General features: G+C 74.4%; 17 protein-coding genes and 1 pseudogene. 13 read left to right on the top strand and 5 right to left on the bottom strand.

Going from position 1 to position 25,671, the window contains the following annotated elements; all coding sequences use genetic code 11:
* Positions 1-3: 3 nt before the first annotated feature.
* Positions 4-1,668 (top strand): phytoene desaturase family protein, encoded by a 1,665-nt coding sequence (locus tag ACZ4W5_RS13320; protein WP_465654392.1) that lies wholly within the window; start codon positions 4-6, stop codon positions 1,666-1,668.
* A 56-nt stretch (positions 1,669-1,724) separates the two neighbouring features.
* Positions 1,725-2,780 carry a zinc-binding dehydrogenase gene (locus ACZ4W5_RS13315; protein WP_465654390.1) on the top strand — a complete coding sequence of 352 codons (1,056 nt, stop codon included), beginning with the start codon at positions 1,725-1,727 and terminating at the stop codon, positions 2,778-2,780.
* A gap of 76 nt (positions 2,781-2,856) precedes the next feature.
* Here ACZ4W5_RS13315 and ACZ4W5_RS13310 read toward each other — a convergent pair whose 3' ends face one another.
* Positions 2,857-4,242, bottom strand: a complete 1,386-nt coding sequence (locus ACZ4W5_RS13310; protein ID WP_465654285.1) for a hypothetical protein — start codon at positions 4,240-4,242, stop codon at positions 2,857-2,859.
* 178 nt (positions 4,243-4,420) lie between these two features.
* Entirely contained in the window at positions 4,421-5,638 is a 1,218-nt protein-coding gene (locus tag ACZ4W5_RS13305; RefSeq protein WP_465654283.1) for a threonine synthase, read from the bottom strand.
* A 128-nt stretch (positions 5,639-5,766) separates the two neighbouring features.
* Between ACZ4W5_RS13305 and ACZ4W5_RS13300 the strand changes: the two genes are divergently transcribed.
* Positions 5,767-6,066, top strand: coding sequence for a hypothetical protein (locus ACZ4W5_RS13300; RefSeq protein WP_465654281.1), 300 nt, complete (start codon positions 5,767-5,769; stop codon positions 6,064-6,066).
* Positions 6,067-6,119: 53 nt separating this feature from the next.
* On the opposite strand, the gene ACZ4W5_RS13295 is transcribed toward ACZ4W5_RS13300, so the two are convergent.
* On the bottom strand, positions 6,120-8,921 hold the full coding sequence (locus ACZ4W5_RS13295; RefSeq protein WP_465654279.1) for a penicillin acylase family protein: 2,802 nt from the start codon (positions 8,919-8,921) through the stop codon (positions 6,120-6,122).
* Positions 8,922-9,260: 339 nt separating this feature from the next.
* Here ACZ4W5_RS13295 and ACZ4W5_RS13290 point away from each other — a divergent pair, with 339 nt between their 5' ends.
* Together ACZ4W5_RS13290 and ACZ4W5_RS13285 are read left to right on the top strand one after the other, a co-directional pair.
* Positions 9,261-10,238 (top strand): SUKH-4 family immunity protein, encoded by a 978-nt coding sequence (locus tag ACZ4W5_RS13290; RefSeq protein ID WP_465654277.1) that lies wholly within the window; start codon positions 9,261-9,263, stop codon positions 10,236-10,238.
* Positions 10,239-10,284: 46 nt separating this feature from the next.
* Positions 10,285-11,016, top strand: a complete 732-nt coding sequence (locus ACZ4W5_RS13285; RefSeq protein WP_465654275.1) for a hypothetical protein — start codon at positions 10,285-10,287, stop codon at positions 11,014-11,016.
* Positions 11,017-11,108: 92 nt separating this feature from the next.
* Here ACZ4W5_RS13285 and ACZ4W5_RS13280 read toward each other — a convergent pair whose 3' ends face one another.
* A complete protein-coding gene (locus tag ACZ4W5_RS13280) occupies positions 11,109-12,122 on the bottom strand; it encodes a zinc-binding dehydrogenase (RefSeq protein WP_465654273.1) in 1,014 nt (337 codons plus the stop codon).
* A gap of 103 nt (positions 12,123-12,225) precedes the next feature.
* On the opposite strand from ACZ4W5_RS13280, the gene ACZ4W5_RS13275 reads away from it, so the two are divergent.
* Positions 12,226-12,942, top strand: a complete 717-nt coding sequence (locus ACZ4W5_RS13275; RefSeq protein WP_465654271.1) for a TetR/AcrR family transcriptional regulator — start codon at positions 12,226-12,228, stop codon at positions 12,940-12,942.
* Between the two features lie 77 nt (positions 12,943-13,019).
* Here ACZ4W5_RS13275 and ACZ4W5_RS13270 read toward each other — a convergent pair whose 3' ends face one another.
* Positions 13,020-13,733, bottom strand: a complete 714-nt coding sequence (locus ACZ4W5_RS13270; RefSeq protein WP_465654269.1) for a macro domain-containing protein — start codon at positions 13,731-13,733, stop codon at positions 13,020-13,022.
* A gap of 216 nt (positions 13,734-13,949) precedes the next feature.
* On the opposite strand from ACZ4W5_RS13270, the gene ACZ4W5_RS13265 reads away from it, so the two are divergent.
* The 7 genes and pseudogenes from ACZ4W5_RS13265 to ACZ4W5_RS13235 all read left to right on the top strand — a co-directional run bounded on the left by ACZ4W5_RS13265 (position 13,950) and on the right by ACZ4W5_RS13235 (position 25,561).
* On the top strand, positions 13,950-15,656 hold the full coding sequence (locus tag ACZ4W5_RS13265) for an ADP-ribosyltransferase domain-containing protein (RefSeq protein WP_465654267.1): 1,707 nt from the start codon (positions 13,950-13,952) through the stop codon (positions 15,654-15,656).
* Positions 15,657-15,762: 106 nt separating this feature from the next.
* Positions 15,763-17,867 (top strand): annotated as a pseudogene (locus ACZ4W5_RS13260) (HelD family protein).
* A gap of 523 nt (positions 17,868-18,390) precedes the next feature.
* Positions 18,391-19,149 carry a thioesterase II family protein gene (locus ACZ4W5_RS13255; RefSeq protein WP_465654265.1) on the top strand — a complete coding sequence of 253 codons (759 nt, stop codon included), beginning with the start codon at positions 18,391-18,393 and terminating at the stop codon, positions 19,147-19,149.
* 80 nt (positions 19,150-19,229) lie between these two features.
* Complete coding sequence (locus ACZ4W5_RS13250) at positions 19,230-20,786, top strand: condensation domain-containing protein (protein WP_465654263.1); 1,557 nt, start codon at positions 19,230-19,232, stop codon at positions 20,784-20,786.
* Complete coding sequence (locus tag ACZ4W5_RS13245) at positions 20,783-22,306, top strand: lyase family protein (protein ID WP_465654261.1); 1,524 nt, start codon at positions 20,783-20,785, stop codon at positions 22,304-22,306. The genes ACZ4W5_RS13250 and ACZ4W5_RS13245 overlap by 4 nt, the downstream gene beginning before the upstream one ends.
* Complete coding sequence (locus ACZ4W5_RS13240; RefSeq protein ID WP_360235562.1) at positions 22,303-23,295, top strand: GHMP family kinase ATP-binding protein; 993 nt, start codon at positions 22,303-22,305, stop codon at positions 23,293-23,295. The genes ACZ4W5_RS13245 and ACZ4W5_RS13240 overlap by 4 nt, the downstream gene beginning before the upstream one ends.
* Positions 23,285-25,561, top strand: coding sequence for a pyridoxal-phosphate dependent enzyme (locus tag ACZ4W5_RS13235; protein ID WP_465654259.1), 2,277 nt, complete (start codon positions 23,285-23,287; stop codon positions 25,559-25,561). Before ACZ4W5_RS13240 ends, ACZ4W5_RS13235 begins: the two co-directional genes overlap by 11 nt.
* Positions 25,562-25,671 lie beyond the last annotated feature (110 nt).

Raw genomic sequence — 25,671 nt, 5'->3', positions numbered from 1 at the left:
AGCATGGTCATCATCGGCGGCGGCCTCGGCGGCCTGTCCACCGGCTGCTACGCGCAGATGAACGGCTACCGCAGCCAGGTCCTGGAGATGCACGAACTGCCCGGCGGCTGCTGCACCGCCTGGGACCGCGGCGAGTTCACCTTCGACTGCTGCGTCAGCTGGCTGCTGGGCAGCGGCCCGGGCAACGAGATGCACCGGATCTGGCTCGAACTCGGCGCCCTCCAGGGCAAGCGGATGCGCAACTTCGACGTGTTCAACGTGGTGCGCACCCGGGACGGCCGGGCGGTGCGCTTCTACTCCGACCCGGACCGGCTGGAGGCCCACCTGCTGGACCTCGCCCCCGAGGACGCCCGGCAGATCCGGCAGTTCTGCGCCGGCCTGCGGAAGTTCCGGGTGGCGCTGACCCGTTACCCCTTCCTCAAGCCGGTCGGGCTGATGGGCCGGTGGGAGCGCTGGCGGATGCTCGCCTCCTTCCTGCCGTACTTCAACGTGATCCGGCGCTCCATCTCGGTGCTGATGAGCGATTACTCGGCGCGGTTCCGCAGCCCGCTGCTGCGCGAGGCGTTCAACTTTGTCCTGTACGAGAAGCACCCCAACTTCCCGGTGCTGCCGACGTACTTCCAACTCGCCTCGCACGCCGGGCAGTCCGCCGGGGTGCCGGAGGGCGGCTCGCTCGGGCTGGCGCGCTCGGTCGAGCAGCGCTACCTGCGGCTCGGCGGCGAGATCACGTACAACGCCAAGGTCACCGAGATCCTGGTGGAGCGGGACACCGCCGTCGGGGTGCGGCTGAGCGACGGGCGCGAGGTACGGGCGGACGTGGTGGTGGCCGCCTGCGACGGGCGCACCACCATGCTGGACCTGCTCAAGGGCCGCTACCTGAACGACACCTACCGCCGGCTGTACACCAGGACGCTGACCGAGCCGGGCATGGTCTTCCCCGGCTACCTCACCGTCTTCCTCGGCCTGCGCACGCCGTTCCCGGCCGGCGACCCGTGCACCACCTACCTGCTGGAGGAGGAGTTCGCGGCCCGGCTCACCGGCATCCGGCACCCCAGCATCAACATCCAGTTCCGCAGCCGGCACTACCCCGAGCTGTCGCCCGCCGGGACCACCGTCGTCTACGCCAGCTACTTCTGCGACATCGCGCCCTGGCGCGCCCTGAGCACCGGCCCCGAGCAGGCCGTCCGGCTGCGGCGCGGCGAGGAGCTGCACACCCTGCCGGTCGGCCGGGGCCGGGAGTACCAGCGGGAGAAGCGCCGGGTGCGGGACGCCGTCATCGAGTTCCTGGACGGCCACCACCCCGGGCTGCGGGAGGCGGTGGCCGTCAAGGACGTCTCCACCCCGCTCACCCAGGTCCGCTACACCGGCAACTACGACGGCACGGTGCTCGGCTGGCAGCCCTTCGTGGAGGGCGGGGAGACCCTGGAGGAGGAGATCAAGCGCAACGGCCCCGGGCTGCCGGGCCTGGCCAACTTCTACCTCTCCGGCGTCTGGGCGACCACCGGCGGGCTGATCCGCGCGGCCGCCGCCGGCCGGCACGTCGTCCAGTTCATCTGCCGCGACGACGGCCGGCCGTTCACCGCCGAGGTGGACGACCACGCTCCGCCACCCATCCTGATCACCGACCCGGTCGGCCCCGACGACCGGCACTTTGGAGTCACTTCGTGAGCCAGACCGTGAACGAGTACGCCGGGACCGCAGAGGCCGTGATGACCGCCGGGAAGGTGCGGATCGAGAAATGGGTCGTCCGGGCCCATGTGGACGGGGTGCCGGACGTGGAGCGGATGTACGAGAAGGTCGTCGAGGAGGTGGACGTCCGGCTCGCCGAGGACGAGATGCTGCTGCGCACCCGCTGGGTGTCGGTCGACCCGTACCTCCAGGGCATCGCGCTGGACACCCCGGTCGGCGACCACATGGGCGCCGACTCGATCATGGAGGTGGTGCAGGCCGGCCCCGCCGCGCGGTTCGCCGTCGGGGACCTGGTGCAGGGCTTCGGCGGCTGGCGCAGCCATGTGATCGGCAACGGCGCGTCCTGGCTCTGGCAGACCGGCACCTTCCCGATGGTCTTCCCGGCCTTCCGCCGGCTGGACCTCGGCGACTACGACGAGCAGCTGCCGGTCACCACCGCGCTCGGCCTGCTCGGCGGCCCAGGGATGACCGCCTGGGGGACGGTGGAGAAGTTCCTGGACGTGCGCCCCGGGCTGACGGTGCTGGTCAGCGGGGCCAGCGGCGCGGTCGGCTCGGTGGTCGGCCAGCTCGCCCGGCACCGCGGCGCCCGGGTGATCGGCACCACCGCGACCCCGGCGAAGGCCGCCCGGCTGCGGGAGCTGGGCTTCGACGCGGTGCTGGAGTACCGCGACGGGGACGACCCGGAGCGGCTGGCCAAGGAACTGGCCGAACTCGCCCCGGACGGCATCGACCGCTACTTCGACAGCCTGGGCGGCACGCTCACCGACACGGTCTTCGGGATGCTCTCGGTGGACAGCCGGGTCGCGGTCTGCTGGCAGTGGGGCAGCCAGGTCGGCGGCGCCTGGACGGGCCCCCGGCTGCTGCCGATGATCATGTTCCCGCGCACCGTGATCCGCGGCATCTTCGCGCTGGAGTGGTTCACCGAGGAGAACTGGGCCGCGCTGCGCCGGGACCTCGGCGCCCTGGTGCGCCGCGGGGAGCTGCGCTACCAGCAGACCGTCCACCAGGGCTTCGACAGCATCCCGGCCGCCTACCGCAGCCTGTACGTCGACCGGTCGGCGAGCCGGGGGAAGGTGCTGGTCGAGCTGTGAGCGGGACCGGAAGGGCCCCTCGGCCTGGCGGGGCCGAGGGGCCGGTCTGCGGAGCCAGGGGCCTGCGGGCCCGGGGTCAGCCCAGGGTGAACCAGGTGCTGCGGGACTTCTTCCACTCCGGGTGGGTGAGGTCCTTGGCGTCGGTGCCGTCGCCGTAGAGGTCGGCGGAGCCGTTGTCGGTGATCAGCTGGACGCGGGCGCCCGGGGCGTCGAGGTCCGGCAGGTCCGGGGCGGCCTCCCAGGCGCCGGCGTCGCCGGTGGGCAGGTCGAGCAGCTTGACCGGCTCGGAGCCCGGCCGGCCGTCCCAGCGGTAGAGCGCGTACGGGGCGGAGTTGTCCTCGGCCGCCCAGGAGCCCGCCACGATCACGTACTGGCCGAGGGCGTTGCGGCGCAGGTCGCGGACGGACAGGCCGCCGAGGTCCAGCTCGATCGGCTCGCCGATGGTCGCGTGGGTGCCCGAACCGTCGAACAGGGACGAGAAGTTGGTGATCGGCACCAGCAGCGCCCGGCCGCCGGTGACCGCCGGGGTGAGCGGGGCGCGGAAGCCCACGTACGCGGTGGTGGAGCTGCCCGGGGCGAACTCCAGGCCCTCGACGTTGAACCCGTCGATCTGCTTTGGCGCCTGGCCCTCGGCGGCGCCGGCCGCGAAGCCGTAGCGGTCGCCGTGGGCGCTGTCCCAGGCGATCAGGTCGTCGCGCAGGCCCTGGTAGGAACCGGTCAGCGACAGCTGGGTGTCGGCGCCGGAGCCGGTCACCCTGGTGGTGAACAGGGTGTGCCGGTCGGGCTTGACCTTGCCGTCCTTGTTGTTGCCCAGCGAGCCCGTCCAGTAGATCGTGTCGCCGACCCGCGCGGCGGCCTCGATGTCGATCTCGCTGCTGACGCCGAGCGCCGAGCTGAAGTCCCAGCTGCGCACCGGGGCACCGGAGTTGGCGCGGTCGTAGAGCCGCAGGGTGTTGGACTCGTCGTCGCCGACCAGGAGGTAGCCGCCGCCCGCGTCCACGGCGGCCGAGGCGTCGCTGGAGCCCGTCAGGTAGCGGCTCGCGGCGGAGTCCCGGACGGCGGCCGAGGCGGCGTAGTGCAGGGTGCGGGTGGCGCTCCTGCCGCCCAGGCCGGTCACCTTGACGGTCAGGTCGGTGTAGCCGACGCCCCGGGCGGCGACCGCCAGGGTGCGGGTGGCGCCGCCGCCGGTCACCGTCACGTCGCCGGTCCGGGCCACCGAGGTCTTGGTGCTGGCCGAGGCCGCGACCGTCAGCGCCGAGGCGGGGGCGCCGCTCTGGGCGACCGTGACGCCCACCGTCGGGTCGCCGGTGGCGCCCACCGCGCCGGACAGGTAGCCGGCGGAGAAGGTGATCGTCGGAGTGCCGTACGAGGCGGCGGCGGAGGGCACCGCCGGGAGGGCGAGCACCGGGACCGCCGCGACGGCGACGGCCAGCGGCAGCAGACGGCGGGTGGGGAGGAGCACGGTGACAGCCCTTCGACGCAGGGGAGTTGGGGCGGGGAAGTTGGCGCGGGCGAGTTGGGGCGGGGAAGTTGGCGCGGGGAAAGCCTGCTGTCCGTGGGCGAACGCCGACCCTACGTCAGCGAACGGCACGACGAACAGCAGGCTTCCGGCCCGGTTCCGTGGACTTCGAGGCGCGGCGTCAGCCGGAGATCCCGGCCGCGCGCAGCCGGCGCTCGACCTCCTCCCAGGTCGGGGTGACCGGGGCGGTCGGGCGGCTGCCCATGCCCTTGTCCTTGAAGCCGCTGGAGGTGGAGACGCAGACCACCGGGCCGTCCGCCGGGGCGTCGGCGCCGAGGCTGCGCAGCCCCGCCAGGCCGGCCGCCGCGGACAGCTCGGTCCACAGCCCGGCCCGGGACAGCTCCCGCTGGGCGTCGGCGAGTTGGCGGTCGTCCACGGTCAGCGCGGCGCCGCCGCTCCCGTTCACCGCCAGTACGCCGCGGTAGCCGCTCACCGGGGAGGCGATCGAGTAGGCGTTGCTCGGGCCGACCGTCACGTGCGCGGCTGGGGCGCCCTCGGCGATCGCCCGGTGCAGCGGGCCGGAGGCCGCCGACTCGCAGGCGTAGATCCGCGGCACCCGCTCGGCCAGGCCCAGCCGGCGCAGCTCGGTGAAGCCCTTCCAGACGCCGTAGAGCAGCTCGCCGTACCCGGTGGGGACGAACACCGCGCTCGGCACGCCGACGTCCTGGAAGATCTCGTACGCGACGGTCTTGTAGCCCTCGGGGCCGAAGGCGTGGCCGGTGTGGGTGGTCGTCAGGTTGCTGACCGGGTGCAGGCCGAAGCGCTCCACCACCTGCCGCAGCAGCGGCCAGCGGGCCTCCCAGGGGACGGGCAGCACCACGGCGCCGTAGGCGTTGAGGAAGGCGTCCACGGCGGGCGGGGTGTCCGGGCCGGTGAACACCACGCAGGGCAGCCCCGCGCGGGCGGCGTACGCGGCCGCCGAGGCGCCGTGGTTGCCCGAGGAGGCCACCGCGATGCCGGGCGCGCCGACGCCGACGGCGGCGCTGGTGGTGCAGCGGTTCAGCCGGTCCTTGTGGCTCCAGGTCGGGTTGCGGGACTCGTCCTTGACGTACACGCCCGGCCCGAGCTCCACCAGCGGGGTGGCGCCCTCGCCGAGGCCGGGGGCGAGCAGCGGCGGCAGCAGCGGGGCCCAGCGCTCCAGGCCGCCGCGGGCCTGCACGGGCGCGAACAGGGTCTCCGGGTCGGCCTTGTCGTAGGCGTAGTCGACCTCGACGGGGTAGGAGACGTCCTCCGTGCTGGTGCGCGGGCAGCCCGAGGTCAGCGGCGGCCAGAGGGGGTAGTCGAGGGTGGGGTCGCCGAGCGAGCGCTGGCCGGTTGCGAGGGAGTCCGAGGTTGCCATGTAAGCAGCCTAGGTGGCTTTCGGGTGCTACCGGGCAGGTTTTTGAATCTTGTTCGGCAGGGGACACTCACGGGGTGCCGAACCTCGGGCGTCGGGCGCCCGAAGTCGGACAGGAGCCGGGAGGCGAGATGGACAGCGGGATACGGGCGATGGTCGACGCGGTCGACGAGGCGCGGCGGCAGTTGCGGGAGAACGCGCTGCCGAAGGCGCGGGACCGGCGGGAACCGGTTGCGATCGGTGATGAGCACCAGGTTCTGGGGGCGGTGGCCTCTTTGGTGGACGTAGTAGCGGAGCTGCTCGGGAGCATTGAGCCGCGGCTGACGTCGTCCGAGGCGCACGGTGCGCACTTCGAGGCGGCGAAGCGGCTGCGGGAGCAGGCGAGTTACATCCGGGACAGGGCGAAGAAGGTCGAGGAACTGGCCGAGTGAGAGCCGCCGGTGCCCCCCCGTGTGAGAGGGCACCGGCGGCCGTTCGTCCCGGCTCAGCGGTGGGTGGTGAACTGCACCACCTGCTGGTAGGTCGGGCGGTTCTGCCAGGTGGTCTTCGCGTCCGTCACCCCGCCCAGCGGCCGCTGGATGATGGTGTCGGCGCACCACTGGTCGCCCGCCGTGCAGTCCGCGTCGCCCGGGTAGACCTGGGCGGGGGTCTGGGCGGCGGCCTTGGCCAGGGTGCTCAGCAGCACGGTGCGGCAGCCCGAGAGGTCGCCGCCGCCGCAGAACGGGCGGGCCAGCGGGCCGGCCACCGGGTCGCCGAGGACGGCCCGCAGGTCCTTGTCCAGGTAGCTCCACCAGCCGTACTGGAAGGCCGAACCCTTGTGCGGGATGGCCTCGTTGGCGCTCACCGGGCCGCCGCCGGTGGCGCCGGTCTGGCCGCCGGAGGGCGACTCGTTGATCTGCAGCGCACCGGTCAGCGCCGAGAATAGCTGGTCCCCGAGCCCCGGCCGCATGACGCCGTCGGCGACCAGCGGCCACCAGGCGTCCATCACCCGGATCGCGGTCGCGTCCGCGTAGGCGTGGCTGCCCGCGGCGGTCTCCTTGCGCTGGGCGCCGTCGGCGAGCCAGGCCTCCAGCTGCTGGAGGGCGGTGGCGGCGGCCGGGTCGGTGACCGGGGCGCTGCGCAGCACCCGGATCAGGTCGGGCAGTACGTCCTCGGCCCGCAGGTCGGCCAGGGCGGCGCCCTCCATGGCCTGGGTGAGGGTGACCCGGCTCGCCTTGCCGCCGCCCTGGAGCAGCGCCTTGACCCGGTCGTCGAGCAGGTTGGCGCGGTGCACCGAGCCGTTGCCGAAGCCGGCGGCCGTGTAGCCGTCAGCCTGCTTGTTGTTCCAGGAGACGTAGTAGTCCTGGTTGACGGACTGCGGGTGCTCGGCCGGCGGGGTGTACCGGGCGGTGTTGGTGGCCGGGTCGAAGTCGGCCCACTCGTAGGCGGGGCGGGCGAGTACGGGCAGTCCGGCGTCCACCCCGGGGGCGCGCACCGGGTTGCTGCCGGAGTTGTAGTAGGCGATGTCGCGGGAGTCGGCGTAGAACCAGTTGAAGGTGTAGTTGATGTCCTGCGCGGCCCGCTGGAAGCTCGGCGCGTCGTGCACCGCGCCCGGGTCGTTCAATTCCTGGAAGCCGATGATGGAATCGGCCTCGTGGCGGTAGGTGGAGCGCAGCGAGGTGAAGGCGACGGGCGCCCCGCCGACGGTGCCGCGGGCCGTCACCAGGCCGTAGTTGGAGCGGTACATCACCAGGGTGTAGGAGCCGGCCGGGGTGGAGTCGGCGGTGGTCGGGCTCCAGGCGTCCTTGCGCTCCAGCCGGTCGAAGGGCAGGCACTGCCCGTGCCAGAGGTAGGAGTTGGCGGCGGTGGTGACCGGCGAGCCGTCGGTGGTGCAGAGCGGGACGGCGTAGGTGTCGGTGATGTCCTGCCCGGCCGAGGTGGCGCTCCAGGCGTAGTCCTGGCCGCGGCCGAGCTGCACGTAGAAGCTGAGGCCCGCGAAGGCCGCGCCGCGGGCGCTGATGCCGGGGCCCTGGATCTCCTCCAGCATCAGCAACTGCGGGGCGAAGTAGCCGGTTTGGGGGCCGAACACGGCGACCGGGTGGCCGTCGTCGGTGTGCGCGCCGGAGACCAGCAGGGCGTTGGACATGCCGTGCTTGGCGGTGAGCAGGTTGCCCGGCAGGACGCCGTCCGCCTTCGTGGTCGCGGAGTTCGCCGAGCCGGTGGCGTCGTAGACCACCTTCTCGGGCACCACCGAGCCCGGGTCCGGCAGGGCCTGGCCCTGCGGGGCGTCCGGCACCGTCGCGTACGGGAAGCTCTGGCCGTCGTGCAGGGTGCGGACGGCCTCCGGGTCGTCGGACTCGCGCAGGGACTTCCACAGCGCGTCCCCGGCGTCCTTGCCGTACCGGGCCTCGGCGGCCGACTTCACCTGGGCGGAGGCGAGTTCGCCGCCGCCGCCGGCGCCGAACAGCGCACCGACCACGGAGGCCAGGGCGACCAGGTCGGTCAGCTTGAACGGCTCGATCGAACCGGCGTTGGTGATCGGGTCGATGTGGCCGGTGAGGTCGTACTCGCCGGGGAAGGTCCGGGCGTTGTACGCCTGGCTCGCGTACTGGTTGATGCCGTCCAGGTACGCGGTGGCGTCCGCGAGCGCCTGGGTGGCCCGGCCGCCGCGGGCGGCGAGCGCGTCGATCTGCTGCTGCAGCTCGGCCTCGGTGTACGGGGCGGCCTGCCAGAAGCTCTGCTCCAGCTGCCGGTTGGCGGCCGCGCCGCCGGCGAAGCCGGACAGCTGGCCGCGGCCGACGTGCCGGAACAGGTCCATCACCCAGAGCCGGTCCTGCGCGGCGGCGTAGCCCGCGCCGAACTCGGTGCCGTAGCGGGTGGTGCCGCTGATGTGGGGGACACCGGTGGCCTTGTCGCGCACGATCGTCACGTCCGGGCGGGGGCTGACGGTGCTGGCCACCTGGTCGGCGGGGACGCCGAAGGAGGCGTCGTTGAAGAAGTTCCGCAACCCGGCCTCGGTCAGCCCCGGGTAACCGGAGGCGAGGGCCGAGTACGGGCCGAGCTGGTCGTCGGTGTGCGCGGGGCGGCTGCCGAACATCCGGTTGAGCAGGATCTCGGCGAGGGTGGCGTTGCCGTTCTCGCCGGGCGGGAGGATGTCGGTGCAGCGGCCGCCGCAGTAGTCGGGGGCGGCGGCCGGGGTGGGGGAGGCGGTGGCGGGCGCGGTCAGGGCGGCGGTCACGAACAGGGCCGACGCGAGCGCGACGGCCGCGAGCCGGAGGGGGTGGGGGCGGCGGGTGCGTGGGGGCAAGGCGAGCTCCTCCGTCGAAGCCACGGGGAGTCGACGGTAGGGGTGCTACTGGCCGGTTGGCTAGTGCCGTGCATGCCATTTCGCCGGTGATGCACCGGAGTTGGGGGGCGTTGAGGGACGTTGGGGAGCCTTGGGCCGCGGGGCGAGGGAGCGGATGGCCTCCGGCGGGAACGGGTGTCGGTGGGGTCGGTTAGGGTCGCTCGCGGTAGTGGTGATCTTCCGTCGTGACGGTGGCGGGGCAAGGGGTGCGTGGTGGGGCGGGAGCTGCTTTCTGCTGGTGAGGCGTGCTGGGGGCGGGCGTACCTGGATGTGGGGGCTTCGGGGGAGGAGCCGCTGCGGGTGGTCGAGGGGCTGCACCTGCTGGGGGAGGCCCGTTACGAGGGCTGGGAGGGGCCCGCGGCGGTGCTGCTGGACGGGGTGAGCGGGGAGGTGTTCCTCGGGCGGCCGGACGACGACGGGGTGCTGCGGCGGGACTTGCTGGCCAGCAGTGTGGAGTGCCTGGTGGCGCTGGCGCGGGTGGTCGAGAGGCTCGGTGGGGGACGGGAGTACGGGCCGGCGGGCGTTGCCGAGCTCGTGGCGGCCGGGCGGCAGCGGCTGCGCGAGGCCGATCCGGAGCTGTACCGGCGGACGGACGGTCGGCCCGCGCACTGGGAGGCGGCGCTGACGGTCCGTGCCCTGGCGTGGGGTGCCGGGGCGGGCGGGGCGGGGGAGTTGGCGTATGCCGTCACGCCCGGGTTGGTGGAGGACCTGGCGACGGCGGAGGGGGAGGGGACCGTCCGCCGGTTCGGGGAGGACGAGTTGCCCGCGAGCGTGACGCACGGTCCGACCCGGCGGCTGCTGGTCGAGGTCGGGCTGCCGGTGTCCGAGGACTGCGTGCTCTCCGTGGACGCCGAGGGGCCGCTGGAGGGCTACGAGCCGGAGGAGGACGACGAGGAGGAGCCCTCGGACCGGGCGTACCAGCGGGGGTTCCCGGTGCTCGGCGGGTGGATGTACGAGTTCGACGTACTGCTCGACGGCGCGACCGGGCGGGTCGAGCTCACCGATGTGTGGGGTGACGGCGGGACGGCCGCCTACTTGCACCGGGACCTCTCCGCGCTGCTGTACACGCTCTGGACCTTCCATCGGCTGCGGGCCTCCCGGGAGGAGGCGTACCAGGCACGGAAGGAAGCCCCCTGGTCGGTCTTTGACCCGTGCGAGCTGTTCGACGGCGCGGCCGAGGAGGCGCTGCGGGCGATCGACCCGGAGGCCTTCGCGAGCGAGGAGCACTTCTGGCCGATCCGGATCGACGACGGGCACATGGGCAGTCTGTTGGAGTAGTCGGATCGTTGGAGTAGTCGGAGCAGCTGGAGTAGGGGGTCGGCCGGTGGATCGGCGATTGGCCGCGGTGGTGTGGCGGCGGAAGAGGCTGCTGCTCCTGCCGGGGCTCACGGTGGCGGTGGTGGGTGGGGTCGCCGCGTCGGTGGTGCGGGCGGAGGTGCTGCTCGGGGGGAGCCTGGTGGTCGGGGTCGCCGGGCTGGTGGTGCTGTTGTTCCTGGTGACCTTCGGCAATGCGGCGATGCTGATCGCGGCTGATGACGCTCTGCGGGGGCGGGCGGTAAGGGTCGGCTCCAGTTGTGCGCGGGCGGCGGGGCGGTTGCCGGTGATCGCGGGCTGGGCGGTCGGCGGGGCTCTCACCATGCTGGTGGGGGCGGTGCTGCTGGTCGGGGTCGGCTGGTTGATGGCGAGCTACCTGGTGCTGCCGGCGATGGTGCTCGACGGTGTCGGGATCCGCGAGGCGCTGCGGAGGTCCCGGGAGGTGTACCGGCGTGAGGGGTGGGCGAGTGCCCGGGGTTCGGGCTGGCTGGCCCTGCCGGTGGTGCTGACCCTGATGCCGTCGCTGGTGGTCCTGGTCCTGGGCCTCACCTCGAAGGACCGGGTGCTCGGTGCGCTGCTGGTCGCGGGCGCGGTGGTGTGCCTGGGCGGTGGGTTGGCGGTGACGGCGGGCCTGTCCGGGGTGTTCCGGGTCCGGTACTACCGGGAGGCGACGGGGAGGCCGGTCGAGGCCGTGCAGGTGCATCAGGTGCAGCCGGTGTTGCACGTGTCGCCGGTGGAGTAGGACGCCAGTGGGTCGGCAGCCGTGGGGGCGGCTGCCGACCCGGGGGCCGTGCCCGGCTCAGTCGGGCAGGTGCGGGGGTGGTGGGGTGCCGGTCAGGGCTTGAGGATGAGGCGGATGGGGTTGCCTTCCTTGCGCTCCAGGGCCTCGACGGCGCGGGCGGCGTCGGCCAGGGGGAAGGTGCCGCTGACCGAGCGGGCGAAGTCGAGGCGGCCACCGCGGACCAGGTCGACCAGGTCGACGACGTCCTGGCCGTCGGAGCCGTAGTGGCCCAGGATCTGCTGGCGCAGGTAGCTGACCATGGTGCCCTTGGTGATGGTCAGCGGCTTGTCGGTGAGGCCGACCAGGACCAGGCGGCCGCGTTCGCCGAGGGCGGCCACGGCCTGTTCGCGGACGGGCGCGACACCGGCGAAGTCGAAGGCGGCGGCGAGAGGGCGGCCTGCGGTGGCCTCGCGCAGGCGGTCGGCGAACTGCGGGTCGGCGGGGTCGAGGGCGGCGTCGGCACCGAAGGCGAGGGCGCGCTCGCGGGCGGCGGGAAGCGGGTCGACGGCGACGATCGGGAAGGCGCCGATGGCGCGCAGCAGTTGGACGCCGTGGGCGCCGAGTCCGCCGACGCCCCAGACACCGACCGGCTCGGCGGGGCGGACGGCGCCGGTGCCGGTGATGGCGGCCCAGGGGGTGGAGACCGCGTCGGGGATGAAGCAGGCCTGCTCGAAGGGGAGGTCGTCGGGAATCGGGACGAGCGTGGTGGCGGTGGCGAGGGCGTACTCGGCCCAGCCGCCGTCGTAGTCCACGCCGCGGGTGTGCACCCGGCCGTTGCGGGTCTCGCCGGCCTGGAGCAGCACCCGGTCGCCGACGGCGGCGGTGGTGACGCCCGCGCCGAGGGTGTGCACGGTGCCCGCGACCTCGTGGCCGAGGGTGACCTTGTCGCCCTGGAGGAGGAAGGGCTTGAGGGTGCCGTCGATGAGGTGGACGTCGGAGAGGCAGACGCCCGCGGCCTCGACCTTGATCAGCACCTCGCCCGGTCCGGGGGTCGGGACGGGCACCTCCTCGACGGCGAACGCGCCCTTGGTGACGTCGAGTCGGCCGGCGAGCATCGTGGCGGTCATCGGGACTTCCCTTCTGCCGGGGGTGGCGGGACCGGGGGAGTGTGCCTCGCCATCCCAAACTTGCTTGTTAGCCAACAAGCAAGTTCAACCCTAGCATGGTGCCATGCCCACGCACGATGACCCGGCCACCGGCACGACCGCCCGTACGACGACGGCCCGCGCGGCCGCTCCGCAGGGCGCCCAGCCCCGGCGCACCCAGGCCGAACGGCGCGCCCACGCCGAGGCGGCGCTGATCGCCGCCGCCGCCCGGCTGATCGCCGAGCACGGCAGCACCGGGGTCACCCTGGCCAGGGTGGGGGAGGAGGCGGGGTTCAGCCGGGGCCTGGCCACCCACTACTTCGGCTCCAAGGCCGCGCTGCTCGCCCGGCTCCAGGAGGAGGCGCTGGCCGAGGCGATGGCGGCGGCCGCGCCCGAGCGCAGTGGCGCCGGGGCGGCGGAGGAGCTGTGCCGCTTCGCCCGGGGTGTGCTGGAGGGCGTGCGGAACCCGACCGACCTGGGCCGGGCCTTCGTGGTCCTGGGGGCGGAGGCCCTCGCGGGCACCTCCGAGCTGACGCCGGCGGTGGCGGAGCTGGACGCCCGGACGCGCGCCTGGGTGGTGGACGTGCTCGGCCAGACGGACGTGCTCGGCCAGGGCGTGGCGGACGGCGAGCTGCGGGCCGGGGCGGGCGCCGGGGTGGATGCCGGGGCCTTCGCGTTCGCCTTCGTGGGGCTGCTCAAGGGGCTGGTGGTGCAGGCGGCGGCCGCGCCGGAGGCCTTCGACGTGGCGACCGCGACGGTGGAGGCGGAGCGCTGGATCCGGTTGGCGCTCGTCGCGGACTGAGGACCGGGCGCGGGCGCGCCGCTCGGCGCCGGACTGCTGACGGTGCCGGACTGCCGACGGAACGGGGCGACTCCGGGCTACTGACGTATCCGGACTGCTGAGGAACCGGACTGCCGCTGGGAGCGGCTGCGGGTCGGGGGTGTCGCGATGCGGACCCGGGTGGTGGCGGGCGCCTGCTCCAGGTCGTCCAGCTGGGCGAGGATGGTGGCGCGCAGCTCGTCGTCGTCCTCGAAGTGGTGGTCGTTGAAGAGGGTGTAGCCCGTCCACATCAGGTTGGCGCACACCCGGGCCGGCACCCGCCCGGTCCGGGCGCCCATGCCGACCAGGGCCACCGAGCGGATGCTGTCCGGCGCCAGCCGGTTCTGCCGGTGGACGGCCTGGAAGGCGGCGGCGCAGGCGAGGGCGACGTTCAGCGTCTCGCTCACGTTCTGCGAGGAGGTCTGCATCGTGGGCGCCGAGATCAGGAACTTCGGGTTGACCGCACCGGAGGGCACGCAGACCGCGCTGCCCACCGGCAGGGCGCCCGCGTGCTGGTCGCGGATCGCCCGCTGCACCTTGAGCTGGATGCCCGCCCCGAGGTGGCGCTTGATCGCCGCGTCCGCCCCGCCGTCCATCCGGCCCTTGGAGTTGGTCGGGCTGACCCAGGCGTCGACCTGCTCGGTGAGGATCGAGCCCTGCCGGATCTCGATGCCGGGGGTGTCGGCGAAGGCGGCCCGCCAGGACTCGACCACCGAGGCGTTGAGGTCCGTCAGCACCACCCTGAGCGGGGGCTGCGAGCGGTCCGTCGTCATGTTGCAACTCCTTTCGTACGGGGAGGGGTTCTCCCTGTCGTTCCCGACGCTAGCGCGCAGCACTGACAATCCGTCCGGGGCCGTCCGGGGGTCGTTCGGGCAGGTGGGCCGTCGGGCCGGATTGTCAGTGCCGGCTGTTAGGAAGGTGTCGTCCGCCGGAAAGCTGACGGACCGTCATCCGATGCCTTCCGTGACCCGACCAGCCGGAGTACCACCATGAGCGCTGCCGACACCTCTGCCACCAACCAGCCCGAAACGCACGACCCGAACGACCCGTTGGCCCTCGCGGAGCTGTTCCGCGGCGGCGGCGAGCCGTGGCTTCCGGTGCTCAAGCCGGTGATCGAGGCGCAGTCCGGTGCGGCCTCGTTCATCGGCCCGGCGCGCAGCCCGGAGGTCGTGCCGGTCCGCGAGCTGACCTTCCAGGCGCTCAAGCCGCACGCCCCGCACCGGTGGAAGGTGGTGGTCTTCGGGCAGAACCCGTACCCGCGCCCGGAGAGCGCCACCGGCATCGCGATGTTCGACAACGCCTTCCACGACTGGAAGGACAGCCAGTTCGGCCGGGTGATCAGCATCCGCTGCATCATCAAGGCCGCGGCGATGTGGAAGTACGGCATTCCCAAGAAGACGCCGATCGCGGACATCCGCGCGCTGTTGAAGAAGGAGGAGACGGTCCAGCCGCCGGAGTGGTTCCAGGCGATGCTGACCCAGGGCGTGCTGCTGCTGAACGCGGCGCTGACCGCCAGTGCGGACGGCGCGATGGGCCCGGAGCAGCACACCGGGTTCTGGCGGCCGGTGGCCGAGCGGATCGTGGAGGAGATCCTGCGGGCCAAGCAGGAGGCGGGGGAGGAGGACCGGGGTGTGGTCTTCGCCTGGTGGGGTGCGCACGCACGCAGCTTGAAGAGCGTGGTGCAGCGCTTGGAGAAGAAGTACCCGGGGGTCGAGGTCCGGCACATCGACCACGCCAACCCGGCGGCCCAGGGCGACATCTTCTGCGACAACGAGCACTTCGCCGCGGTGAACGCCGCGCTCGGCTCGCTCGGCGCGGACGGGATCGACTGGCTGCCGAGCAAGGGCTGGGACGCCGGCGCGGCGGCGGTCGGGGGCGCGGACGGCGGCGTCGCCGAGCGGATGGGCGCGTTCATCGCGTCCACCATGGAGCTGCACCAGCTGTACCTGGACCGGCTCGCCGGCGTGAAGGACGAGGGGCTCGAACTCCCGGCCATCAGCGGGGTGTTCGACACGCCGCTGATGGACTTCCGGGCGGCGGTGGCCCCGGTGGCCGAGCTGCTGCGCGGCCTGGACCGGCACGTCACGCTGTCGCACGAGTTCGGCAAGCGGCGGGCGGACGAGTGGGCGGCCGAGCGTGCGGCCGGGCAGGTGGACAAGCAGGTGGCCGGGAGGCCGGACGGGCGCGGCGGCGCGGGGGTGCCCGACGGGCTGTCCGCGGACGCGATCGCCGCGCTGTACCTGTACACCTGCGAGTCGGCGTTCTACCGGGAGATCAACGCGGTGCTGCGCTCCCCGGACCGGGCCCGGCTGGTGCCGTACCTGCCGTACCTGCGGCTGTTGTTCGCGGCGGTGTCGCAGCTGCCGGTGCGGACGGAGCCGCTCTGGCGCGGGGTGGCGCTGGACCTGCGCAAGCAGTACCCGCTGGGGCGGACGGTGACGTGGTGGGGGGTGTCCTCCTGCACGTCCGAGCTGGGCGTGGCGAAGTCCTTCCTGGGCAGCCGGGGCAAGCGGACGCTGTTCGAGGTGCGGCCGCTGCGCGCCACGGGCATCCAGCGGTTCTCGGCGTTCACGGGCGAGGAGGAGTACATCCTGCTGCCCGGTACCCAGTTGGAGGTCACGGACGTGCAGGCCCAGCGCGGCGGGCTGTGCACGGTGACGCTGACCGAGGTCGCGGAGGCGCCGTTGGTGTCCTGAGCCGCCGACCTGTCCACGAGCAGGCATCCGACCAAGTTAATATCTTTACTGGGTTAAGCTAAGCTGGATCCTTCGGACGACAGTCGAGTCGAGCGCGGAGGAAGCCATGACGACAGGAGCCGAGGACCTCGACCGTGAGCTGGCGCGCGAGCGGGCCCACGTCGAGGCCTGCCGGGCGGCGATGGCCCGGCAGGTCGAGGACGCCGCCCACCAGGTCGTCGCCGGGGAGGACGTCTCGGGCGACGGCGCCAGCGCCGAGGCGCTGGGCCGCTACCTGCGGACCCGCGCCAAACGGATGCGGGAGCTGCCGGACAGCCCCGCCTTCTTCGGCCGCCTCGACTTCGGCGACGGGCCCGGTGCCGGGGACCACCGGGGCAGCGCTACTACGTCGGGCGGCAGCGGATCTCCGAGGACCCGACGGCGCCACCGCTGGTGATCGACTGGCGGGCCCCGGTCTCCCGGGCGTTCTACCGGGCGAGCGCCACCGACCCGCTCGGGCTCGCCGGGCGCCGACGCTTCGGCTGGGCGCCGTCGAGCCCGGGCCGACCGGAGGACCTGACCGGGCTGGAGGACGAGCGGCTGGACACGGCGGCCGGGCCCTGGCCCGGACCCGGGCCAGGGCCAGGGCCAGGGCCAGGGCCCGGCCGCCCCGGTGGCCTCCTCGCCGCCGAGATCGAGCGCCCGCGCACCGGGCCGATGCGCGACATCGTCGCCACCATCCAGCCCGAGCAGGACGCGCTGGTGCGCGGCGAACTGGCCGAGTCGGTCTGCGTCCAGGGCGCGCCCGGCAGCGGCAAGACCGCCGTCGGCCTGCACCGCGCCGCCTATCTGCTGTACAGCTTCCCGCAGCGGATCCGGCGCAGCGGCCTGCTGGTGATCGGCCCCAATCGGACCTTCCTGCGCTACATCGCCGAGGTCCTCCCCGCGCTGGGCGAGCTCGACGTCTCCCAGTGCACCGTGGAGGACCTGGTCGCCACCCGCCCGGCCACCGCGGTGGACGACGCGCGGGCCGCCGCGCTCAAGCACGACGCCCGGATGGCGGAGGTGCTGCGCCGGGCGCTGTACGGCCGGATCAGGACCACCGGTGCCGGGCCGCTGGCCGTCCCGGAGGGCTCCTACCGCTGGCGGGTCCCCGCCGAGCGGCTCGACCGGCTGGTCGCCGAGGTCCGCGGGCAGGCACCGCCGTACGCGATCGGGCGGGAGAACCTCCGCGCCCGGGTGGTGGCCCTGCTCCAGCAGCAGGCCGAACGCCGCACCGACGTCAAGAACGCCACCTGGCAGCAGAAGGTCGGCCGCAGCCGACCGGTCGCGGCGTTCCTGGAGACGGCCTGGCCCGCGCTGCGCCCGGAGGCCGTGCTGGCCGCGCTGCTCGGCGACCCGGCCGTGCTGGCCGAGGCGGCCGAGGGCCTGTTCGACGCCGAGGAGCAGGCCGCACTCCTCTGGCGCAGGCCGCCGCGCTCGGAGAGGAGCGCCAAGTGGTCCGAGCCCGACCTGCTGCTGCTCGACGAGCTGGCCGGGCTGATCGAGCGCCCGGCGAGCTTCGGCCATGTGGTGGTGGACGAGGCCCAGGACCTCTCCCCGATGCAGTGCCGGGCGATCGCCCGGCGCAGCGCCTTCGGCTCGCTCACCGTCCTCGGCGACCTCGCCCAGGCCACCGCGCCCTGGTCGGCCCGCGGCTGGGCCGAGCAACTCGCCCACCTGGGCAAGCCGCAGGCCGCGCTGGTGCCGCTGACCACCGGCTACCGGGTCCCCGCCGCGGTGACGGCGCTGGCCAACCGGCTGCTGCCGGCCCTGGATGTGGACGTGCCGCCCGCCGTCTCGCTGCGGCGGGACGGCGAGGTGGCCGTCCGGCCGGTGTCCGACCTCGACGCGGCGCTGGTGGCCGCGGTGCGCGCCGCGCTGGAGCGGGAGGGTTCGATCGCGGTGATCGCCGCGGACGCGGCGGTGGCGGGTGCCGGCGCCGCGCTCGTGGCGGCCGGGATCCCGAGCGCCCCGGCCGAGGAGGCCGCCCCCGCGGCCCGGGTCACGCTGCTGCCGGCCTCGCTCGCCAAAGGGCTGGAGTACGACCATGTGATCGTCCTGGAGCCGGCCGCCATCGCGGAGGCCGAACCGCGCGGGCTGCACCGGCTGTACGTGGTGCTGACCCGCGCGGTGTCCCGGCTGGACCTCCTGCACACCCGCCCGCTCCCGGGCCCGCTGGCCGGGAGCTGACCCGGCCGGCCACCGCCCCCGGCCCCGGCGCGCTGACACCCGTTCGCCCCGCCGTCGCCCGGGTGTTCGGGTTCGTGGACCGACCGTCCGGACGGCGGCGGCCATCGCCCGGTCCGGCTCGGTTCCCGCGCGGTCGGTGCCCGCCCGCCGCCGGGCCGTACCGCACGGGCGCCGCCGGATAAGCCAATGCGAGTTCCCCGCGAGTTGCGCCCCCGATTCCCGGGCGCGGTGGGCGGGTTGTCGAAACGGCCCATTCGGGAGGGGGCGCTGCCGGGTGCTGGCCGGTTATCGCCAACTATTGAGCGTGCTCACTCAGCTGAGGTACAGTCATCAGCGGTTGATCGGCACACTATTCATCATCCTCGATGGCAGAACCGACCAGGCGGCACAACCGGCCTCCGCAGAGCGGCGATCCAGTGACGGATCGAATGAGTTCTGACATCTTTTCCAGAAAGGCCGCTTCGGAGACCATGGACTTTCCGGACGACCTCGGGCCAAAAGCCGGACTTCCTGGATGGCGCCCGTGAACGGCCAGATACTCCCCGACAAATGGTTCGTTTCCCGAGAATTGCGTCCGGAGGCGCCGGTCAGGCTCGTCTGCTTCCCCTATGCGGGGGGCGGCACGTCCATCTACGCGCGCTGGCCCGCCGCACTGGGCCCCGAGGTCGAGGTCGCCGCGCTGGCCCTGCCGGGCCGGGAGCGCCGCCTCGGTGAGCCCGCGGCCGTCGACGTGGACCGGATCGCCGAGGCCGTCGCGGCCACCACCGACCGCCCGTACGCGCTGTTCGGCCACTCGATGGGCGGCCTGCTCGCCTTCGAGGTGGTCCGGTGGCTGCGCCGGGCCGGGGCCGAACTGCCCGTCCACCTCTTCGTGTCGGGCTGCCCGCGGCCCGACCAGCCGCGGGGCGACGACATCTTCGACGGCCTGTCGGCGCTGCCCGACGACGCCATGCTCCAGCGGCTGGTCCGCGGCGGTGGCCTGCCCGCCTTCGTGCTGGACGAGCCGGAGCTGCTGGAACTCGTCCTGCCCGTCTGCCGGGCCGACTTCGGCTGGCTGGACGCCTACGACTGCGGTGACGAGCCGCCGGTGCCGGTGCCGATCACCGCCTTCGTCGGCAACGAGGACGCCTCGGCCCGACCCGAGGACGCGGCCGGCTGGGCCGCGCACACCACCGGACCGTTCGCCCAACACGTCCTGCCGGGCGGTCACTTCTTCCTCGACGACAACCTGGACGCCATCGGCCGGGCCGTCCGTGCCGGGATCGGGAGCCCCGTGGCCTGAAGCCGCGGGCCCCGGCAGGGGGCCGCGAGACGGGCAGGCCCCGGTCCGCGACGGTTGGAACGACGAGGTCAGGAACTGCGATGGCGGATGGAACCACCGGGTCGGCCGGGCCCGGCGCGGAGGGGGAGCGGATCGCCCGGGCGGCCCACGGCCAGGAATTGGTCTGGCGGACCGGCCGCCGCTCCGGGGGCCTGCTGCTCCAGCACGTGGCCGACACCTTCCGGTTGGACGCCGCGGTCGACGAGGAGCAGCTCCGGTCGGCGCTGGCCGCGCTGACCGCCCGGCACACCGCGCTGCGGACCTCGGTGCGGGTGCTGGACGGCGAACTGCGGCAGGTGGTGCACCCGGCGATCGAGCTGCCGGTGGAGTTCACCGATCTCAGCGGCCCGGACGACGGCAAGCGCGCCGAGCGGCTGGCCGAGATCGCCGACCAGGCCGCCGTGTTGCCCTTCGACCCGGCCCGGGCGCCGCTGTGGCGGGCCGTCGCGGTCCGGCTCGGCGAGGCGGACTGGGCGGTGGTCCTGGTCGCCCACCAACTGGTCTGCGACCCGGCCTCGTTGTTCCTGCTCAACGCCGAACTCGCCGAACTGTGCGCCGCCGAGGAGCAGGGCCGGGCCCCGGTGCTGCCGGACCGGCTGCTGGACTTCGCCGACCTCGCGGACCGGCAGTACGAGCGGGACCGACAGCACGAGCGGGCGGGCCGGCAGTACGAGCGGGACCGGCAGCGCGAGCGGGACGGGAACCTCGACAGGGAGCAGCAGCTCCGCCGGGAACTCCCCTCGGACACCGCCGAGTTCTGGCGCTCCCGGCTGGCCGGACGGCCGACCGGCCACGGCCTCCCGCTGGACCGGCCCCGCCCGGCCGCCCGGGCCTTCGCGGGCGCCGAGGTCCGCGCCGAGTTCCCGTACGGCCTGGCGGCCGCGCTGCGGGCGGGCGCCCACCGGCTCGGTGGGTCGCCGGCCCCGGTGCTGCTGGCCGGCTACGCGGCCCTGCTGCACCACCGCTCCGGCCGGACCGACCATCTGATCGGCGTGCCCGTCTCGGGCCGGCGCCGGCCCGAGACGCTGTCGCTGGTCGGGGCCCTGGCCGGCCAGGTGGTGCTGCGGCTGGACACCTCCGGTGACCCGTCCTTCGCCGCGCTGGTGGAGCGCGTCCAGGGCGTCGCCTCCGCCGCCTGGCAGCACCAGGAGCTGCCCGTACCGGAGTTGGCGCAGCTGTCCGCCGGGCAGGCGCCGGGCGCGCCCGTCCACCAGCTGGCGTTCAACCTCGCCGAGGGCGAGCTCGGCGCCCCCTGCGGCTATGCCGAGGACGACCTGCTGCTCGAAGTGGCCGACCGCGCCGCCCGGTTGGTGTACGACACCGAGCTGTTCGCCCCCGCCACCGCGCGCGCACTGCTCGACGACTACCTGGCGCTGCTCGCCGCCGGCCTCGCCGAACCGGCCGCCCCGCTGGCCGGGCTGCCCGCGGCCGCCGCCGCCCGCCGGGCACCCGGCACGGCCGGGCACCCCGGCCGGCGGGACGGCCGGCGGGACGGCCGGGCCGAGAGTTTCCCCACCGGCAGCCTCGGACCGGCCGGGCCGGAGGGTCCGGGCGAGGGCCGGTCCGCCCCATCGGTTCTTCTGAGGAGCACGCAATGACGGTGACCGGTCGGATCGTCGGCATCCCGAGCGAGGTGTGGCACGAGGAGGTGCTGGCACCCCAGTTCGCCTACGAGGCCGAGCACCTGCTGCGGCACTACGTGGCGATCGAGAAGGTGCTGCTGCTGGAGTACCGGCGGATGGGGCTGGTCGACGGGGCGGGCACCGCCGCGATCGCCGCCCGCCTGGACACGGTCGACCAGGACGGCATCCGGGCGAACCCGAGCGAGAACATGTCGGACATCTCCTTCGCCCTGGAGCGGCACGTCGCGGCCGGCCCGGTCGCGCCGTTCGCCGCCTGGCACGCCGACCGCAGCCGCAACGACCTCCAGGTCTGCGCCCAACTGCTCTCCGCCCGTGAGCAGGTCCGGGCGCTGGCCGCCGACCTGCTGGCCTTCGACGCGGCCGTCCGGGCGCTCGCCGCGGGCGCCGTCGAGGTGCCGATGCCCGGCTACACCCACGCCCAGGCCGCCCAGGTGATCAGCCCCGGCTTCTACCTGGCCGCGCTGTCCAGCGAGACGCTGACCGCCGTGCGCCGACTGCTGGCCGCGTACGACGAGATCGACGCCTGCCCGCTGGGCGCCGGCAGCATGGCCGGGCAGGAACTCGACTGGGACCGTTCCCGGATGGCCGGGCTGCTCGGCTTCGCCCGGCCCCAGCCGCACGCCCTGGTCGCCGTCGCCTCGCGCGGCTGGGCGCTGGCGATCGCGGCCGAGGCGGCCAACTTCGCCGTCGCGCTGAGCCGCTTCACCACCGACCTGATGGCCTGGGGCGGCAGCGCCCACGGCTTCCTGGACCTCCCGGACGAGCTGTCCGGAATCTCCGCCGCGATGCCGCAGAAGAAGAACTTCCCCGTGCTGGAGCGGATCCGCGGCCGCTGCGCGCTGGTCGCGGGCAGCGCGGCCGAGCTGGCGGCGGCCCAGCGCAACACCCCGTACACCAACACCGTCGAGGTGTCCAAGGAGGCCGGCGCCCACCTGCGGGTGCAGACCGAGGCGCTGCGCTCGACCCTGCGGCTGGCGCACGCCGTGGTCACCGGGCTGGTGTTCCGCACCGACCGGATGCGGGCGGCCTGCGAGGGCGAGTTCCTCGGCGGCTTCACCCTGGCCAACCGGCTGACCCTGGACGAGGGCGTGCCCTGGCGGACGGCGCAGATCATCGCCGGGCGCTACATCAGGGCCGCGCTGGACAAGGGCCTGGCCCCGGCCGACGGGGACGCGGCGCTGCTGGCGGCGGTCGCGGAGGAGGCCGGGCACCGGCTGGCCGGGCCGCAGGAGCTGCTGGCGGCCTCGCTGAGCGTCGAGGCGGGCCTGCGCGCCAAGACCTCGGTCGGCTCGACCCACCCCGACCAGGTCCGCGCCACCCTCGCCGAACTCGGCGCCGAGCAGGAGCGGTTGACCGAGTGCTGGGCGCAGCGGGCCGCGGTCGTACGGGCGGCCGCGGACGAGGTCGCGGCGCTGCTCGCGGCCCCGGCAGACGCCTCGGCAGACGCCTCGGCAGACGCCCCGGCGCAGCGGTGACCCCGCCCTCCTCCGCGCGCCCGGCCCCGGCGGCGGCCCCGTCCGCCGGCGCCGTCCCGCCGCCGCGCCGCCCGTCCTTCGCCTCCCCCCGCCCGGGCGTCGACCTGCGCACCGGCTCGGCCCGCGCCTTCGGCACCTTCGGCGAGCTGCTCCAGGGCGCCCTGCCCGGCGGCCAGGAGTTCCTGGTGACGCTGCCGGTCGACCGCTGGGCGCGGGCCCGCTTCCGGCTCGACCCGGGCGGCCCGCTGCGGGTGTTCCCCTCGCACAAGACCAAGACCCGGCGGGTGGCCGAGGCGATGCTCGCGGCCTGCGGGCGCCCGGCCGGCGGGGTGCTGCTGCTGGACGGCGACCTGCCGGTCGGCAAGGGCATGGCCAGCTCCTCGGCCGACCTGGTGGCCACCGTGCGGGCGGTCGGCGCCGCGGTGGGCCTGGACACCTCGCCCGCCGAGGTGGAGCGCTGGCTGCGCCCGATCGAGCCGACCGACGGGGTGATGCACCCCGAGGTGGTGGCCTTCGAGCACCGCGAGGTGCGGCTGCGCGAGCGCCTGGGCGGCCTGCCGGCGGCGACCGTGGTCGCGGTGGACGAGGGCGGGCTGCTGGACACGGTGGCGTTCAACCGGGTGCCGAAGGTGTTCTCCCCGGCGCAGCGCGCCGAGTACGCGGAGCTGCTGGCCGAGCTGGGTGCGGCGGTGCGGGCCGGGGACCTCGCCCGGGTGGGGGCGGTGACCAGCCGCAGCGCGGTGCTGAACCAGCGGCTGGCGCCCAAGCGCAACCTCGACGCGGTGCTGGCGATCGCCGAACGGGTCGGCGCCGCAGGGGTGGTGTGCGCGCACAGCGGCACCCTGCTGGGTGTCCTGTTGGACGAGAACGACGCCGACCACGGGCCCCGGCTCGCCGCCGCCCTGGCGGCCTGTTCGACCCTGCCCGGCACCACCAGCACGGTGCGGGCCCTCACCCTTCAGGACATGGAGCTTGCTGATGCGGCATGAATCGATCGTCGACGCCATCGGCCACACGCCACTGGTCCGGCTGCGGGTGCCCGCGCCGGAGGGCGTCGAGGTGTACGCGAAGCTGGAGCTGGCGAACGCCTTCGCGATGAAGGACCGGGTGGCCCGGCAGGTCGTCACCGAGGCCCGCCGCTCCGGGGCCCTGCGACCCGGGGCGCCGATCGTGGAGAGCTCCTCGGGGACGATGGCGCTCGGCCTGGCGCTGGTGGGCACCCACCTGGGGCACCCGGTGCACATCGTCACCGATCCGCGGATCGACCCGATCACCCTGGCCAAGCTGCGCACCCTGGGCTGCGAGGTGCACGTGGTGTCGGCGATGGGCGACCAGGGCTGGCAGTCGGCCCGGCTGGACCTGCTGGCCGAGCTGATGACCGGTCTGCCGGGCGCGTTCTGGCCGCAGCAGTACTCCAACCCGCAGAACCCGGCGGCCTACCGGGGCCTGGCCGAGGAGCTGGTGGACGACCTCGGCACGGTGGACGTGGTGGTGGGCTCGGTGGGCAGCGGCGGGTCGCTGTGTGGGACGTCCCGGGCCCTGCTGGAACGTTTCCCCGAGCTGACGGTGGTCGGCGTGGACGCCGTCGGCAGTGTGCTGTTCGGCCAGCCCGACGTGCCGACCCGGCGCCAGTCCGGCCTCGGCAACAGCCTCTACCCGGACAACATCGACTACCGGCTGATCGACGAGGTGCACTGGCTCTCCGACGACGAGGCCTTCGCCGCGACCCGGGCGCTGGCCCGGGAGCAGAAGATCTTCGCGGGGAACACCTCCGGCTCGGTCTACCGGGTGCTGACCCACCTGGCAGCGCACGCCGCGCCCGGCACCAAGCTGGTCGGCATCATGCCGGACCGCGGCGACCGCTACGTGGACACGGTGTACGCCGCCGACGCCGCGGTGTCCGGCACCCCGGACGGCACCACGGTCGGCATCACGGACGCCCCCGCGATCGCCACCGAGCCCACCCCCGTCCGCTACGGCGAGCTGGTCCGCACCTGGTCGTACGCGCGGATATCCCGCCGGGAGCGCCCGCTGCTGTTCTTCGTGGAGTCCAACACCACCGGCACCGGCATGCTCGCGCTGACCACGGCCGTGCGGCTCGGCCTGGAGCCGGTGCTGTTCGTGGTGGACCCGGCCCGCTACCAGGGCCTGGCGGAGACCGGCGCCCGGGTGGTGGTCTGCGACACCGACGACCCGGAGGCGCTGCGCAAGGCCGCCGAGGTCGCGGCCGGCGACCGCGAGGTGGCGGGCGTGACCACGACCAGCGAGTACTACCTGGTCCAGTCGGCCGCGCTGGCCGAGGGGCTGGGCGTGGCGGCCAACCCGGCCGCGGCGCTGGCCGCCTGCCGGGACAAGTCGGCGACCCGGCGCACCCTGCTGGCGCACGGGGTGCGCCAGCCCCGCTTCGCCGAGGTGCGCGACCCGGCCGAGGTGGAGGCGGCGGTCGCGGCGGTGGGCCTGCCCTGCGTGGTGAAGCCGGTGGACGAGTCCGGCTCGCACGAGGTGCTCTGGTGCGAGGACGTCGCCACCGTCGCCGAGCAGGCCCGCAAGCTGCTGGCCGTCACCCGCAACGTGCGCGGCCAGGCCAGCGCCGGGACGGTGCTGGTGGAGGAGTATCTGACCGGGCCGGAGTTCAGCGCCGAGATGTTCCGGGCGGACGGCGAGACGTACTGCGTCGGCATCACCCAGCGCACCGTCAGCGAGCTGCCGTACTTCGTGGAGACCGGGCACCTGTTCCCGGCCGTGTTGCCCGAGGAGACGGCGGCGGCGATGGCCGACACCGCCCGGCGGAGCCTGGAGGCGGTCGGCCTGGAGCGCGGCCCGGCGCACGTCGAGCTGCGGCTGACCGCCGACGGGCCGGCCGTGATCGAGATCAACGCCCGGCTGGCCGGCGGCATGATCCCGGAGCTGATCCGGCCCGCGACCGGCATCGACCTGCTGGACCAGCAGATCCGGGCCGCCGCCGGGCTGCCGCTGAACCTGACCCCGGAGCGGTCCCGCTCGGCGGGGATCCGCTTCCTGATCGCCGCCGATCAGGGCCGGCTGACGGCCGTCGAGGGCGTCGAGCGGGCGGCCGCGGTCGCCGGGGTGGAGCGGGTCACCGTGACGGCGGCCGCCGGGCGCGCGGTGCGGCCGGTCCGGGAGGCGTACGACCGGCTGGGGCACGTGATCGCGGTCGGGGACGGCCCCGAGGAGGTGGGCGGGGCGCTGGACGCCGCGCTGGCCGAGCTGACGGTCGTGGTCGAGGCCGAGTAGCCGCGGCATACGGGGGAGGGGGGGGGGGGGGGGGGAGGGGGGGGGGGGGGGGGGGGGGGGGGGGGGGGGGTGCGGCCCCCCCCCCCCCCCCCCCCCCGACCCGTTCCCGC

The sequence above is a fragment of the Kitasatospora sp. NPDC029367 genome, assembly GCF_055569135.1.
The sequence above is the reverse complement of the archived record's forward strand: the minus strand, read 5'-3'. Positions and strand labels throughout refer to the sequence as shown.

Excerpts from the sequence above, each read along its gene's own strand:
- ACZ4W5_RS13320 (WP_465654392.1), top strand. The coding sequence starts at position 4 with ATGGTCATCATCGGCGGCGGCCTCGGCGGCCTGTCCACCGGCTGCTAC.
- ACZ4W5_RS13305 (WP_465654283.1), bottom strand. The coding sequence starts at position 5,638 with ATGGCAACCTCGGACTCCCTCGCAACCGGCCAGCGCTCGCTCGGCGAC.
- ACZ4W5_RS13300 (WP_465654281.1), top strand. The coding sequence starts at position 5,767 with ATGGACAGCGGGATACGGGCGATGGTCGACGCGGTCGACGAGGCGCGG.
- ACZ4W5_RS13280 (WP_465654273.1), bottom strand. The coding sequence starts at position 12,122 with ATGACCGCCACGATGCTCGCCGGCCGACTCGACGTCACCAAGGGCGCG.
- ACZ4W5_RS13275 (WP_465654271.1), top strand. The coding sequence starts at position 12,226 with ATGCCCACGCACGATGACCCGGCCACCGGCACGACCGCCCGTACGACG.
- ACZ4W5_RS13270 (WP_465654269.1), bottom strand. The coding sequence starts at position 13,733 with ATGACGACGGACCGCTCGCAGCCCCCGCTCAGGGTGGTGCTGACGGAC.
- ACZ4W5_RS13265 (WP_465654267.1), top strand. The coding sequence starts at position 13,950 with ATGAGCGCTGCCGACACCTCTGCCACCAACCAGCCCGAAACGCACGAC.
- ACZ4W5_RS13250 (WP_465654263.1), top strand. The coding sequence starts at position 19,230 with ATGGCGGATGGAACCACCGGGTCGGCCGGGCCCGGCGCGGAGGGGGAG.
- ACZ4W5_RS13245 (WP_465654261.1), top strand. The coding sequence starts at position 20,783 with ATGACGGTGACCGGTCGGATCGTCGGCATCCCGAGCGAGGTGTGGCAC.
- ACZ4W5_RS13235 (WP_465654259.1), top strand. The coding sequence starts at position 23,285 with ATGCGGCATGAATCGATCGTCGACGCCATCGGCCACACGCCACTGGTC.